Below are 13,577 nucleotides of genomic sequence, written 5' to 3'. Positions count from 1 at the left end.
TCATGAACGATAATCCCATAGGTATTTTTGACTCCGGTATTGGGGGTACTTCCATTTGGAAGGAAATACAAACCCTTATGCCTTATGAACATTGTATCTATTTGGCAGATAGTAAAAATGCTCCTTACGGTGAAAAATCGAACGAGGAAATCCTACAACTGAGTATTAAGAATACCGAGTATTTGATTCAACGGGGATGCAAGTTGATCGTTGTCGCCTGTAATACCGCAACAACAAACGCCATCGATTATCTTAGGAACTCGTACGATATTCCATTTATAGGGATTGAACCGGCCATCAAACCTGCGGCCTTAAACTCCAAGTCCAAGAAAGTTGGAATTTTGGCCACTAAGGGAACCTTGTCCAGTGCCTTGTTCCATAGTACGAGCCAAAATCATGCAGCTGGGATAGAGGTCATTGAAAGACAAGGAAAGGGATTGGTAGAATTGATCGAAAAAGGCGATTTGGAAAGTGGTTCCTTAAAAAAGCTTTTAAATCAGTTTGTACAACCCATGTTGGAGAAAGGCATTGATTACCTAGTACTTGGCTGTACCCATTATCCATATTTAATACCGATTTTAAGGGAAATATTGCCCCCTGGCGTACAGATAATCGATTCTGGCGAGGCCGTGGCAAGGCAGACCAAAGCAATCCTGGCCAAACAACATCTCCAAAATAGTTTGAATGCTTTTGGCAGGTATCAATTTTATACAAATGGAAATTTGGAAGTGCTGGAAAGGTTTGTCTTAAACGCTGCTCCTAACGTAACGGCCCAATACTTGGACTTTTAATTGTTAGAATCTCCTAAATTTATTGCTTCGTTATTTTTTCTCGTATAGGTACGATAGGTGAAATCGTATTCATGGTTCTCATCTTTTGGATGGTATTCCTCGGCCACCAACTCCCAAACAGTAGCGTAGATAGGCGGGAAGAAGGTATCTGCGTTAAAAGTACCATGAACCCTAGTGAGTTCGATACCATCGGCATATTTTTCTCCAAGTCTATATATTTCTCCGCCACCAATAATATATGCTTTTTCTTCGTTGACTAGGTCCAGGGCTTCTTCCAAGGAATGCACAACGATGCAATCGGGAAAAGACACCTTGTAGTTTTTGTCACGGGTAATGATAATATGCAACCTATTGGGCAAGGGCTTCGGAAAGCTTTCAAATGTTTTTCTACCCATGATAATCTTATGTCCGGAGGTCAATCGTTTGAACCTCTTGAAATCATCGGGAAGATGCCAAAGCAAATCATTATCCCTTCCAAGGGAATCATCCTCACCTGCGGCAGCAATCATTATTATAATTTTTTCGGCCTTCATGTAGCTATGCTTGAACAAAAAACGAGCCATATAAATTGCTATGGCTATCTTTATAATTCAAAGTTACGGATTTGTACATAGAGATAGCTGTTGTTTTAAAAAGCGAACAAATGCGTTCCAAAAAAGAATCGATTAATGGATAAAATAAAAATGGAGTTTCCCCTGCTAAGAAAGTGTACCTATTTAAATACGGCCGTTTTTGGGCCATTATATGATTCCTTGATCGATTGGAGACAGGAACATGATTTGGATGCTTTATTACATGGTAGTGAAATGTGGGAACAAACACTTAAAACCTTGTCCGATACACGTGAAAAAATTGGGCAATTTTTTAATTGCGACAGGGAAAGGGTCGCTTTGGTGTATAATTATTCCTTGGGAATGAACTTATTATTGGAGGGGTTACAGGCAAAAAGGAATGTACTGCTTTTGGAGAACGACTATCCTTCCGTGAACTGGCCCTTTGAGAGTCGGGAGTTTGCTATTACAACCTTGGGTATTACTTCCGACCTTGAGGAGAGAATAGCAGAGGCTGTCAAAAAAAAGCATATCGATGTATTTGCCTTTAGCATTGTGCAATGGCTGGACGGATTTTTAATCGATTTGGAGTTCATCAAAAAACTAAAACGTGACAACCCAAACCTTTTGATTATTGCCGATGGTACACAGTTTTGTGGAGCCATGTCCTTTGATTTTAAAGCTTCGGGAATCGATGTTTTGGGGGTTAGCGGCTATAAATGGCTCCTGTCCGGTTATGGAAATGGGTTTATGCTCTTTGCCGACAATCTGGAGAACGAGCTCAAGGTACCTACTACAGGGTTTAATGCAGCGCATGGAAATTTCGACAATAAGGAAACCATGGCCCTCGCAAAAAAGTTTGAGCCTGGTCATTTGTCCAGTTTGAACTTTGGAAGTCTAAAATTCTCCTTGGATTTTTTGGACTCCATTGGAATGGAACAGATTACTCAGCATAATCAAAATATGTCCAAAAAATTAAAAGAAGCTTTAAATGGCATGGGCTTATTACAGAAACATATAGTCGACAGGGAAGCCCATAGTACCATATTTAATATAAAGGCAGGTCAAAAAGTGTTTAAGACCTTGTCTGACAATGACATATTGTGCGCTATGCGGGGAGACGGAATTAGGGTGAGCTTTAACTTCTATAATGGAATGGATGACTTTGAACATCTTATAAAAGTCTTAAAAACATCCTATTGATAATTACCTACTTGCAACATTTGAAAGACATTATTTTTGGACAGTCGTTAATTTCAGCTAAATTTTTGCCAATTTCATAAAAATGACATTAACCGTTGACAATGAGGAGTTTAATGCCGTAGCTTTGCCCTAAATTTAAAAACTAAAATCATGGCAATCGCAAAACAATATCTAAAGACAAAACCGGTTTGTAAGGTAACTTTTACAGTTCCTGCAGAGGATGCTAAGAAAGTGGCCGTAGTAGGTGACTTTAACGATTGGAGCCCTAAGGGAAGCACATTGAAAAAATTAAAAAACGGAACTTTTAAGGGAACTTTTGACCTTCCAAAGGAAAGTACGTTCGAATTTAAATACTTGGTAGACGGCACTTATGTAAACGAAACTGAGGCGGACCGTTACCAGTGGAACGATTATGCCGGTTCTGAAAATGCGGTATTGGAGTTGTAAATAATTTTAAACTAGATAATTAAGGGAACTTTTTAAGTTCCCTTTTTTTGTTATAAAGGCATGGCCTGCTGCAACCCATGTACGGGAAGGGTAAACGTAAACTTGGCACCGTCATTGGGAGTGCTGTCGACTTTGATGGTGGAATTGTGGAGTTCCACAATTTTTCTAACAATGGCCAATCCCAGTCCGGCCCCTTCATTTTTCTTCCCGGATTTTGTTTGTCTGTACCGTTCAAAAATTAGGGCTTGGTTCTCGGTTTGTATTCCTGGACCACTATCCTTGATGTGAATTTCCACATGCTCATTTTTCTTTAAAATACCAATGGTAATCGTTCCATCGTCTGGCGTAAATTTCAGGGCATTGTCCATGAGATTCTGAATGGCCCGTTCCACGAGTGAGATATCGGCAAAAACCAATGGAAGGTTATCATCCATGTTTAAATCCAGATGTATATTCTTTTTTTGTGCTAAAATCGCATAGTTGCTGTAAATGTCGTTGGCCAGTTCACTTATTAGAAAAGGTTCCTTTTTTGGTTCGATTTGATTGGCTTCCAGTTTGGAATATTCAAAAAGCTGTGTAATCAATTTGGCCAATCGTTTGCTACCGTTTTCTATAGTGTTCAGGTAATGGTCTTTTTGTTCCTGTGTAAGTTCTTTGCCCTTCATCTGTAGGGTTTCAATATATCCCTGTATAATGGCAAGGGGAGTTCTGAGGTCATGGGAAATATTGGCGATTAGCTCCCTTCGTAAACTTTCAATGGATTGCAATTTGTTCATGTCCTCAAGGATGGTATCGGCCATTTCGTTGAAGGTAGTGGTGACCGTAGCAAGGTCCGATTTTTCCGCATCCTTTATTCTATATTGAAGGTCGCCTTGTTGAAACCGTCTTGTGGCATGGACCAGTTCCCGCAAGTTTTTGGTAAGGTACCATACTGAGAGTATGGCCAAAAGCGAAGTGAACAATAGGGTCAACATCAAGTTGCCAAGCCCCATTTTTAGGATATAGCTTCCAAACAACAATTCCCTAGTGTTTAAAAAATCCCTGCCCGCCAGTAAAATATAAATATATCCTTCCATATTTTCTTTTTGGAATTTGGCTGCTGAAAAAACCTGTTTTTTGGACGGGTCCTTTGGGTCCTCTCCCAAAAAGTATCCTTGGCCTTTGTTTTCAATAAACGTATTTATAGGTTCTAAGGAAATCTTCATGTTGTTGGTCTCAGGGGCCTCATGGTCCAATACTATGGAATATTGAACCACTCCTTCAGGGTTTAACAAATACACTTCAATAGCTCTGTTTACGGCCATCATATCGTGCATGATATCACCAAACAAGGCTTTGTTGATTTCCCCGTTTCCTTGGAACGGACTTTCATTGGTGAATTTTTCGTCGATGAGATCTTGGGCCAAGTTGGCATGCAACCGTTGCGTGGTTTCCGCATAATATTTTTCCGATAGGTATACTGAAGAAATCGTATATGCAATTCCGGCCACCACCAATATGGCCAAAAAGGAGAGGATTAGTTTCCGAATCAAGGAAATGGAAAGAAGGGAATTTTTCATCTATATTTTATTATAAACCTATGGTTTAAGTGTTTAATATCTTGTTATTTACCTACCTTTAACTGACCAATGTCCGTAATAGGCCTTCATAAGTCTTCGTTGAATTTGTACCCGATACCCCATGTTGTCAATATGTATTTTGGATTGCCCATATCAGGCTCTATTTTAGAACGTAACCTATTGATATGGGAGTTGACCGTATGTTCATACCCATCAAAATCATAGCCCCAGACAAGGTTTAAGAGTTTTTTACGGTCGTAGCTTTTTCCGGGGTTGGAGGATAATAGTACCAATAGCTCAAACTCCTTTGGGGAAAGGTCCACCCGCTGTCCGTCCAAGGTTATTTTTCTTGTTTCTATGTTTATGGATAATTGGCCAAAATGGTTCACTTTTTCTATACTTTCATCGGTAGTGTGGGAGGTCATTTTTTGTCTTCTGAAAATGGCCTTGACACGGGCAATGAATTCCCGTACACTAAAGGGTTTGGTCAGATAATCGTCCGCGCCAATTTCCAGGCCCAGTACCTTGTCAATCTCTTCGGATTTGGAAGTGAGCATGATGATGGGTGTTTCAATATTCTTGGCCCTTAGCTTTTGGCATATTTCCACGCCGTCCATTCCAGGCAGCATAATGTCCAGGATGATTAGGCTGAAATCCTTTTCCAAGGCATTGATGAATCCTTCATCTCCCCGTTGTGAGGATACTACCTCACAGTTTAAATCTTTTAAATGTATTTCCAGAAGATGGACGATTTCGATATCATCCTCTATAATCAGAACTCTTTTCATAACAGCGAAATAAAGGAATAGTTATCACGAAACCTTCACAAGCATTGGGAATGCACTCTATTGTAGGTAATTGGGTCGGTATAAGCCTTTTTTACTTTCATTTTTTCGAAAAAATTTCACGAGTGAGGGAAAAACAGTATTTAAAAATTGATTTTTCCGTGACTTTTCTGTTACAGCTAACGGGTTCCTTTGCCAAGAATCTAAAAAACAATTGATTATGAAAACACTAAAAACACTAAAAACACTATTATTTCTATCCCTTATCATGGTTATGGTTGGCTGTAAGAATGATGAGGATGAACCCATTGCAACAACGGTTACGGCCGGTACCTTATCGGGCGGACCTTTTTCATTTACCGTGGATGGAATCCCGGACATGGTCACCAATATCACATTGGACGCCACCAATCTTTTCGGAAGTTTACAAACTTTTGTGATTACGGATGATAGTAAGAATATCCTGGGCCTTCCGCCCAATATGGCGGCTTTGGAAGGGGTCGATTTTGATGGGGCGGGTGTCGGATCGTGCTATATTTATCATTTGGCCTACGAAGAAGGGCTGTCAGGCTTGGAGCCAGGTATGAATTTGGACAATCTTAACGGTGATTTTGCACTGTCAAACTTTTTAATGGTGAGTAGAAGTGGGTTGGATGCCGGAACCCTTGTAGGTGGGCCCTTCGAATTTTTGGTCGATGGTATCCCGGATATGGTTACGGAGTTATCCTTGGACGACTCACAGTTGAACGGGGATATGCAAACGTATGTAATTACCGATGATATGGGTGGAATTTTAGGATTGCCCCCAACGTTGGAGGCCGTATTGGGCGTTGATTTTGATGGTGCTGGCGAAGGTACTTGTTTTATATACCATTTGACCTACAGCGGAACTTTGATGGGCCTGGAAGCGGGTATGAATATCAACGATTTTCAGGGTGAATTCGATTTATCCAATTCCATAGAGGTAAATAGGGTGGGTCTGGATGCCGGACTACTTTCAGGCGGACCCTATGAATTTGTGGTCGATGGAAAAACCGACAATGTAACTTCCCTTTCTTTTGACGGGTCGAATGTAAACGGTGAACTTTCCTCTTTTGTGATTACCGATGCAGATTTGAACATCTTGGGATTGCCCCCAACGTTGGAGGCGGTAAAAGGAGTCGATTTTGATGGTGCAGGGGTAGGAGTGTGCCTCATTTGGCATATAAGCTATCAAGAAGGGCTCATGGGGCTTGAAGCAGGCGGCAATGCTGCGGCCTTGAACGGTGTTTTCGCACTTTCAAACTCGATTGAGGTAAATCGATTGGCTTTGAATGCAGGAAAATTGGAAGGCGGTCCATACGAGTTTACGGTAGATGGCTCGCCCGATATGGCAACCGGACTTTCATTGGATGCCTCCGGTCTTAATGGAAGCAATCAAAGGTTTATCATTACCGATGCCGATTTGAACATTTTAGGGCTGCCCCCAACCTTGGAGGCCGCTAAAGGGGTCGATTTTGACGCCGCCGGGGAAGGAATTTGCCTCATTTGGCATATCACCTATGAAGACGATATCATGGGATTGGAAGCAGGAGCCAATGCCGGAAACCTGCAAGGCAACTTTGCCCTTTCCAATTCCATCATGGTCACCAGAAATGCACTGAATGCCGGTGCCTTGGAAGGAGGTCCCTTTATGTTCACGGTGGACGGAACACCGGATATGGTCTCTGGGATTACCTTGGATGAAACCGATTTGAACGGAATGAAACAAACCTACGTCATTACGGATGATAGCGGTAATATATTAGGCTTGCCCCCAACCTTGGAAGCCGTTGAAGGGGTCGATTTTGATGGTGCTGGCGTAGGTATTTGCTTTATTTGGCACCTAACATATAGTGATGGACTAATGGGCTTGGAGCCTGGCATGAATACAGCGGATTTGGATGGCTTCTATGATTTCTCAAACTCCATCCAAGTTACCAGAATGGCAATGGCCGATTGAAAAAGAAAATTTTAAAAAATTGATGGTATCATACCATCCAACGGCCAAAAAGCCCGAACCTTTAAAAGTTCGGGCTTTGTTTTGTTTCCAACGGCAAAAAACCAATCGATTATTTCTTTTTGACTTAATTGTTCTTTTCTAAACCGCCACAACCCCTTTAATATGTGGATGCGGATCATAATCCAACAAGGTAAAATCCTCGAACTTAAAATCGAATATATCCTTTACGTTGGGGTTTAGGACCATTTTTGGTAAAGGCCGAGGTTCCCTACTTAATTGTAATTCCACTTGTTTCATGTGGTTGTTATAAATATGGGCATCACCAAACGTATGAATGAATTCCCCGGGTTCATAACCGCAGACCTGCGCCATCATCAGGGTAAAAAGGGCATAGGAAGCAATGTTAAAGGGTACGCCCAAAAATATATCGGCGCTGCGTTGGTAAAGCTGGCAGGATAATTTTCCGTCCGCCACATAAAATTGAAAAAACGCATGACAAGGGGGAAGGGCCGCTTTGCCATTGGCTACGTTTTCTGAAAACGATTTGGAGGTATCTGGCAAGACACTTGGATTCCAGGCCGATACCAACATACGTCTGCTATTTGGGTTGTTTTTTAAGGTTTCCACGACCTCCTTTATCTGGTCGATTTCGTCGCCGTTCCAGTTTCGCCACTGATGTCCGTAAACCGGACCTAAGTCCCCATTTTCATCGGCCCATTCGTTCCAAATACGCACCCCGTTTTCCTGCAAATAGGCTATATTGGTGTCACCGTTCAAAAACCATAACAGCTCATAAATGATGGACTTTAGATGTAATTTCTTGGTAGTGACCATAGGGAATCCCTCGCTCAGGTCAAACCGCATCTGATAACCAAAAACGCTCAACGTTCCCGTACCGGTACGATCACCTTTTTGGTTCCCTTCGTTCAAAACATGCTTTAGTAAGTCGTGGTATTGTTTCATAAGCCCCCTAACCCCCAAAGGGGGAATTCCCTTTGGTTTATTTTTGTAAAAATAAGGAATGCCCATTGTTCTTTGTCCAAATCACTCTAGGCTTTTATTAAAATTTATTAACGGCAAATTGTGGTTCCCACTTTGGGGGTTAGGGGGCTTTACCCCAAAATCATTCCGGCAATAGTGGCCGATAGTAGGGAAGCTAAGGACCCACCCAAAACTGCCTTCATTCCAAACTCCGACAAGGTTTTGCGCTGTCCCGGGGCCAAGGAGCCAATTCCCCCAATTTGAATACCGATGGAAGCAAAGTTCGCAAAGCCACAAAGCATATAGGTAGCCATAATGATGGATTTTTGGTAGGACAGGCTTGGGGTAATGGCTACATTTTTTAACTCGGCCAATTGGGTATAGGCCACAAATTCGCTGGAAGCCAATTTGATGCCCAACAATTGGCCCATCAACGCGATGTCCTCGTTCGCCACGCCAATGAGCCACATCAATGGCGCGAAAATGGTTCCAAGAATGGCTTCCAAGGAAAGTTTTTCAAATGACGAATGCTCCGCTACAAATTGATTTATGTTGGTTAGATCGCCAACATACCCAAAAATACCATTCAACATGGCAATAAAGGCTACAAAGACCAAAAGCATGGCGCCCACGTTCACTGCCAGTTTTAGTCCCTCGGTAGTACCGTTGGCTATGGCATCGAGCAAATTGGTCCCAATTTTCTCTGTAGAAACCTTTATGTTCGTATCCACCTCCTCGGTTTGTGGACAAAGTATTTTTGAAACGACGATGGCCCCTGGAGCCGCCATGACGGATGCAGCGATCAGGTGACGGGCGAATTCCAATCTGAGGGCTTCGTCATTTCCTCCCAAAAATCCTATGTAGGCCGCAAGTACGCCCCCGGCAACCGTGGCCATACCGCCGATCATTACCAATAGGATTTCAGATTTGGTCATGCGCTCCAAATAGGCTTTGATCATCAATGGTGCTTCGGTCTGCCCTAAAAATATATTCCCTGCTACCGAAAGGCTCTCGGGACCCGAGATTCCTAGGGATTTTGTCAACAGCCACGCCAAGCCCTTCACGATTTTCTGAATGATTCCCAGGTAAAAAAGTACGGATGTCAAAGCCGAAAAAAAGATGATCGTTGGTAGAATCTGAAAGGCGAATACGTACCCGATATTAGGGTTGTCAAGATTCATGAGATTTCCCAATAAAAACTGACTTCCGGCAACGGTAAAGTTTAAGATCTCGTTGAATATTTTCCCGAGTACAGTAAAAATGGCCCGGATAAACGGAACTTTTAATATACCAATGGCCAATGCCAATTGGATGGCAAGTCCTATTCCCACGGTCTTCCAATTGATGGCTTTTCGGTTGGAACTGAACAAAAACGCCAGACCGATCAATACCAGCATGCCCAGGATGCCCCGCCACAAACTGTGGAAAGAAAAACCTTCGTTGGGGATGGCGGAGGTCAATTGATTATCGGCTATATCATTTAGGACGGTACTATCAACGGAATTTAGTATCGTCTCGGATGTATCCGGGGTTTGGGAAAACAATAGTACTGGAAAAAGGAAAAAAAAGAGAAGTTGAAGGCAGGGATTTTTTTTCATGCGCTAGGGCTTGTCCAATCAATTTCTTTTGGATATTTCATCCCGTAACTTTGCCGCTTTCTCGTAATCTTCGTTGGCCACGGCCTTTTTGAGTTCTTGTTCGAGTTCGTCTATGGTCAATTCCGTATAGCCATCCGTAGCACCCGAATCTATTTCCACGGTTTCGCCCTCCTGCAGAATCTCATCTACAACGATACTATCGTCGCTCTCCTTTTTTTCGGTCTCTTTGGAGGAAAACTTCAAGAAGATACCCGCCTTGTCCAAAATGGTCTTGTACGTGAAAATGGGGGCATTGAACCGAAGTGCCAAGGCAATGGCATCACTAGTCCTGGCATCTATAATCTCCTCAATGCCATCACGCTCACAGATAATACTGGAATAGAAAACCCCGTCCACCAGTTTATGGATGATTACCTGTTTGATGACGATGTCAAAACGGTCCGCAAAATTTTTAAAAAGGTCATGTGTCAAGGGCCTTGGCGGCTTAATTTCCTTTTCAAGGGCAATGGCTATGGACTGCGCTTCAAAAGCTCCAATGACAATGGGCAATTTACGGTCTCCCTCTACTTCGTTCAATATAAGGGCATAAGCGCCATTTTGCGTTTGGCTGTAAGAAATCCCCTTTATTTTCAATCGTACTAAACTCATAAATCGTATAAACTAAAAAAGCTGTTCAAACACTTGGGACCCCAACTATTCGAACAGCCCTTTGTGGGGCACAAATTAACAAAAATTAGCTGTTTTGAGCTTTAAATTCCTTTAATTTTTCGATTAACTCAGGTACCACTTCAAACGCATCGCCCACGATTCCGTAATCCGCGGCCTTGAAAAATGGTGCCTCTGGATCGTTGTTGATGACCACTTTTGTTTTTGAGGCACTTACGCCCGCCAAGTGCTGTATGGCACCTGAAATTCCTATCGCAATGTACAGATTGCTCGCAACAGGTTTACCTGTTTGACCTACATGCTCGCCATGCGGTCTCCATCCAAGGTCCGATACCGGTTTGGAACACGCTGTGGCAGCACCTAAAACATCGGCCAATTCCTCGATCATTCCCCAGTTTTCTGGTCCTTTTAGCCCCCTTCCTGCGGATACGACGATATCCGCATCGGCGATGGTCGCCTTCCCTACCACCTTATCGATGTTCGTAGACTTGGTATTAAATTCCGAATCCAAGGATACATTAAAATCTTCCACCGATGCATCGGTAGGCGTCTCCACTGTTCCAAAGGCATTGTTGGACACCCCAACGATCTTTATATCGGTATCGATAACCGTATGCGCAAATCCTTTGTTGCTAAAAGCCGTTCTCTTCACCTGAAACGGGGAAAGGCTTTCTGGAGCCGCTACCACATTTGGGGCATAGCCTGCTTTGAGTCGCGCCGCTAAAAGAGGGGCCATATATTTTGCATCTGAACTGGAGCTCACTATGACCACTGTAGCGTTCTCGGCTTCTATGGCTTTGGAAACTACTTCTGCCGAGGCCTTTGCATTGAAAGGTTTTAGGACTTCGTTCTGAACGTTCAACACCTTGGAAATACCATACGTTCCCAAACTCTCATTTTCCGTACAATTGATGGAAACCGCCGTGGCCGTGGTACCCATTTGTTTGGCCACTTCCGCAGCATAGGAAGCGACTTCAAAAGCGTTCTTTTTAAATTTTCCGTTCTCTGATTCTGTATACACTATAACTGACATTTCTTTTATTTTTTTGTTTACCGCTTAGAGTACCTTTTAAATTACCTTGGCTTCGTTGTGAAGTAACGAAATAAGCTCGTCAACGGTTTCGGCAAGTTTTATTTCGCCTTTTGGTGCAGGCTTATCAAATTTTACATCTTGGGTGGCCTTGATACCTTCAATAGGTTCTACGACGTTCAATTTCTTTTGTCTGGCCATCATGATGCCACGCATGTTGGGTATTTTAAGATCACTTTCCTCTACCAGACCTTTTTGTCCGCCCACAACTAAGGGTAGCGAAGTACTTAAGGTTTCCTTTCCTCCATCTATCTCGCGGATGGCCGTTACATTATCGCCATCGATATCAAGTTTGATGCAGGTATTGACAAAATTCATGTCCAGAAGGGAAGCAAGTATCCCTGGTACCATCCCACCATTATAGTCGATGGATTCCCTTCCACCGATTACCAAATCGTATCCGCCGTTCTTTACGACCTCGGCGAGTTGCTGGGCCACAAAGAATCCGTCTGTGGGCGTTGCATTTACCCGTATGGCCTCATCGGCGCCAATGGCAAGGGCTTTTCGCATGGTAGGTTCAACACTTGCGTCCCCAACGGTGGCCACATGTACGGTGGCACCTTGCTGTTCCTTGAACCACATGGCCCTGGTAAGTCCAAACTCATCGTTTGGATTGATAACGAACTGCACCCCGTTGGTGTCAAATTTGGTGTCGCCATCAGTAAAGTTTATCTTGGAAGTAGTATCCGGTACATTACTTATACAAACTAGTACTTTCATTGAATAAATTCTTTTTTGTGTTGGAGACGAAGATAACCAATATTTTCCAAATTTACTATGCATGCATAGTAAATTTTATTACTTTTTTTAAAACGGCCATCCCATTAATTGATATATATTTTCCTATTTTTGCTTGCTTTCAATTGAAAGGTTAAAGACTATTATTTCTTAATGACATGAAAACATTACAGTTTAGAGAAGCTATAGCGGAGGCGATGTCCGAGGAGATGCGTAGGGACGAGTCCATTTATCTAATGGGCGAGGAGGTTGCCGAGTATAACGGTGCCTACAAAGCTTCCAAAGGTATGTTGGACGAATTTGGACCCAAAAGGGTTATAGATACGCCTATTGCGGAATTGGGCTTTGCCGGGGTGGCAGTAGGTTCCACCATGACTGGCAACAGGCCCATCGTGGAATTCATGACCTTTAACTTTTCATTGGTTGGAATCGACCAAATCATAAACAACGCTGCCAAAATTAGGCAAATGTCCGGCGGACAGTTTCCGTGTCCAATCGTGTTTAGGGGACCTACGGCCTCCGCAGGTCAATTGGCGGCAACGCATTCCCAGGCCTTTGAGAGTTGGTACGCCAACTGTCCCGGGTTAAAGGTGGTCGTTCCTTCAAATCCGGCTGATGCAAAAGGATTATTGAAATCTGCTATCAGGGACGACGACCCCGTCATTTTTATGGAATCCGAGCAGATGTATGGCGATAAGGGCGAAGTGCCCGAGGGCGAATACACCATTCCTATTGGTGTGGCCGATATCAAAAGAGAAGGTAGCGACGTCACAATCGTTTCCTTTGGAAAAATTATTAAGGAGGCCTACAAAGCGGCCGATGAACTTGAAAAAGAGGGCATCAGCTGCGAAATAATCGACCTAAGGACCGTAAAGCCTTTGGATTACGATGCGGTGGTTAAATCTGTAAAGAAAACGAACCGTTTGGTCGTCTTGGAGGAAGCTTGGCCTTTTGGTAATGTAGCCACGGAAATCACCTATCATATTCAGGCAAATGCCTTTGATTATTTGGATGCCCCCATCATAAAAATCAATACGGCGGATACACCTGCACCTTACTCTCCAGTTTTATTGGAGGAATGGCTGCCCAACCACGAAGATGTTATCAAGGCAGTTAAAAAAGTGTTATATAAATAATTGGAAATTTTTGTAAAGTATCTTAGCTTCTTCGACATAGGTCGAAGAAGC

At 42.9% G+C, this 13,577-nt stretch carries 13 protein-coding genes; 5 read left to right on the top strand and 8 right to left on the bottom strand.

Annotated elements, in window-relative coordinates; translation table 11 throughout:
* Positions 1 to 2: 2 nt before the first annotated feature.
* Entirely contained in the window at positions 3 to 791 is a 789-nt protein-coding gene (gene murI, locus ACZ41C_RS03675; protein ID WP_464564410.1) for a glutamate racemase, read from the top strand.
* Here murI and ACZ41C_RS03670 read toward each other — a convergent pair.
* The gene (locus ACZ41C_RS03670; RefSeq protein ID WP_464564408.1) at positions 788 to 1,324 is read right to left on the bottom strand and encodes a dihydrofolate reductase; all 537 of its coding nucleotides are present in this window, start codon (positions 1,322 to 1,324) and stop codon (positions 788 to 790) included. The genes murI and ACZ41C_RS03670 overlap by 4 nt on opposite strands.
* 135 nt (positions 1,325 to 1,459) lie before the next feature.
* On the opposite strand from ACZ41C_RS03670, the gene ACZ41C_RS03665 reads away from it, so the two are divergent.
* Positions 1,460 to 2,545, top strand: a complete 1,086-nt coding sequence (locus tag ACZ41C_RS03665) for an aminotransferase class V-fold PLP-dependent enzyme (protein WP_464564406.1) — start codon at positions 1,460 to 1,462, stop codon at positions 2,543 to 2,545.
* Between the two features lie 150 nt (positions 2,546 to 2,695).
* Complete coding sequence (locus ACZ41C_RS03660) at positions 2,696 to 2,992, top strand: isoamylase early set domain-containing protein (RefSeq protein WP_138259606.1); 297 nt, start codon at positions 2,696 to 2,698, stop codon at positions 2,990 to 2,992.
* A 50-nt stretch (positions 2,993 to 3,042) separates the two neighbouring features.
* Here ACZ41C_RS03660 and ACZ41C_RS03655 read toward each other — a convergent pair whose 3' ends face one another.
* Positions 3,043 to 4,551 (bottom strand): sensor histidine kinase, encoded by a 1,509-nt coding sequence (locus ACZ41C_RS03655; protein ID WP_464564404.1) that lies wholly within the window; start codon positions 4,549 to 4,551, stop codon positions 3,043 to 3,045.
* Between the two features lie 86 nt (positions 4,552 to 4,637).
* Positions 4,638 to 5,339 (bottom strand): response regulator transcription factor, encoded by a 702-nt coding sequence (locus ACZ41C_RS03650; protein WP_138259608.1) that lies wholly within the window; start codon positions 5,337 to 5,339, stop codon positions 4,638 to 4,640.
* Between the two features lie 217 nt (positions 5,340 to 5,556).
* On the opposite strand from ACZ41C_RS03650, the gene ACZ41C_RS03645 reads away from it, so the two are divergent.
* On the top strand, positions 5,557 to 7,317 hold the full coding sequence (locus tag ACZ41C_RS03645) for a hypothetical protein (protein ID WP_464564401.1): 1,761 nt from the start codon (positions 5,557 to 5,559) through the stop codon (positions 7,315 to 7,317).
* Positions 7,318 to 7,455: 138 nt separating this feature from the next.
* Here the strand turns inward: ACZ41C_RS03645 and ACZ41C_RS03640 are convergent, their stop codons facing one another.
* The 5 genes from ACZ41C_RS03640 to ACZ41C_RS03620 all read right to left on the bottom strand — a co-directional run bounded on the left by ACZ41C_RS03640 (position 7,456) and on the right by ACZ41C_RS03620 (position 12,372).
* Entirely contained in the window at positions 7,456 to 8,280 is an 825-nt protein-coding gene (locus ACZ41C_RS03640; RefSeq protein ID WP_464565697.1) for a thymidylate synthase, read from the bottom strand.
* A 149-nt stretch (positions 8,281 to 8,429) separates the two neighbouring features.
* Positions 8,430 to 9,896, bottom strand: coding sequence for a NupC/NupG family nucleoside CNT transporter (locus tag ACZ41C_RS03635; RefSeq protein WP_464564399.1), 1,467 nt, complete (start codon positions 9,894 to 9,896; stop codon positions 8,430 to 8,432).
* Positions 9,897 to 9,914: 18 nt separating this feature from the next.
* Positions 9,915 to 10,544, bottom strand: a complete 630-nt coding sequence (locus tag ACZ41C_RS03630; RefSeq protein ID WP_138259611.1) for a bifunctional nuclease family protein — start codon at positions 10,542 to 10,544, stop codon at positions 9,915 to 9,917.
* A gap of 85 nt (positions 10,545 to 10,629) precedes the next feature.
* Positions 10,630 to 11,595 carry an electron transfer flavoprotein subunit alpha/FixB family protein gene (locus ACZ41C_RS03625; protein ID WP_464564397.1) on the bottom strand — a complete coding sequence of 322 codons (966 nt, stop codon included), beginning with the start codon at positions 11,593 to 11,595 and terminating at the stop codon, positions 10,630 to 10,632.
* 36 nt (positions 11,596 to 11,631) lie between these two features.
* Positions 11,632 to 12,372 (bottom strand): electron transfer flavoprotein subunit beta/FixA family protein, encoded by a 741-nt coding sequence (locus ACZ41C_RS03620; protein WP_464564395.1) that lies wholly within the window; start codon positions 12,370 to 12,372, stop codon positions 11,632 to 11,634.
* 176 nt (positions 12,373 to 12,548) lie between these two features.
* On the opposite strand from ACZ41C_RS03620, the gene ACZ41C_RS03615 reads away from it, so the two are divergent.
* Positions 12,549 to 13,526 carry a pyruvate dehydrogenase complex E1 component subunit beta gene (locus tag ACZ41C_RS03615; RefSeq protein WP_464564393.1) on the top strand — a complete coding sequence of 326 codons (978 nt, stop codon included), beginning with the start codon at positions 12,549 to 12,551 and terminating at the stop codon, positions 13,524 to 13,526.
* The last annotated feature ends 51 nt before the right edge of the window (positions 13,527 to 13,577 follow it).

This window comes from Maribacter sp. C-4077, from assembly GCF_055378385.1.
The sequence above is the reverse complement of the archived record's forward strand: the minus strand, read 5'-3'. Positions and strand labels throughout refer to the sequence as shown.

Excerpts from the sequence above, each read along its gene's own strand:
- ACZ41C_RS03630 (WP_138259611.1), bottom strand. The coding sequence starts at position 10,544 with ATGAGTTTAGTACGATTGAAAATAAAGGGGATTTCTTACAGCCAAACG.
- ACZ41C_RS03640 (WP_464565697.1), bottom strand. The coding sequence starts at position 8,280 with ATGAAACAATACCACGACTTACTAAAGCATGTTTTGAACGAAGGGAAC.
- ACZ41C_RS03665 (WP_464564406.1), top strand. The coding sequence starts at position 1,460 with ATGGATAAAATAAAAATGGAGTTTCCCCTGCTAAGAAAGTGTACCTAT.
- ACZ41C_RS03620 (WP_464564395.1), bottom strand. The coding sequence starts at position 12,372 with ATGAAAGTACTAGTTTGTATAAGTAATGTACCGGATACTACTTCCAAG.
- ACZ41C_RS03615 (WP_464564393.1), top strand. The coding sequence starts at position 12,549 with ATGAAAACATTACAGTTTAGAGAAGCTATAGCGGAGGCGATGTCCGAG.
- ACZ41C_RS03670 (WP_464564408.1), bottom strand. The coding sequence starts at position 1,324 with ATGAAGGCCGAAAAAATTATAATAATGATTGCTGCCGCAGGTGAGGAT.
- ACZ41C_RS03650 (WP_138259608.1), bottom strand. The coding sequence starts at position 5,339 with ATGAAAAGAGTTCTGATTATAGAGGATGATATCGAAATCGTCCATCTT.
- ACZ41C_RS03625 (WP_464564397.1), bottom strand. The coding sequence starts at position 11,595 with ATGTCAGTTATAGTGTATACAGAATCAGAGAACGGAAAATTTAAAAAG.
- ACZ41C_RS03655 (WP_464564404.1), bottom strand. The coding sequence starts at position 4,551 with ATGAAAAATTCCCTTCTTTCCATTTCCTTGATTCGGAAACTAATCCTC.
- murI (WP_464564410.1), top strand. The coding sequence starts at position 3 with ATGAACGATAATCCCATAGGTATTTTTGACTCCGGTATTGGGGGTACT.
- ACZ41C_RS03645 (WP_464564401.1), top strand. The coding sequence starts at position 5,557 with ATGAAAACACTAAAAACACTAAAAACACTATTATTTCTATCCCTTATC.
- ACZ41C_RS03660 (WP_138259606.1), top strand. The coding sequence starts at position 2,696 with ATGGCAATCGCAAAACAATATCTAAAGACAAAACCGGTTTGTAAGGTA.
- ACZ41C_RS03635 (WP_464564399.1), bottom strand. The coding sequence starts at position 9,896 with ATGAAAAAAAATCCCTGCCTTCAACTTCTCTTTTTTTTCCTTTTTCCA.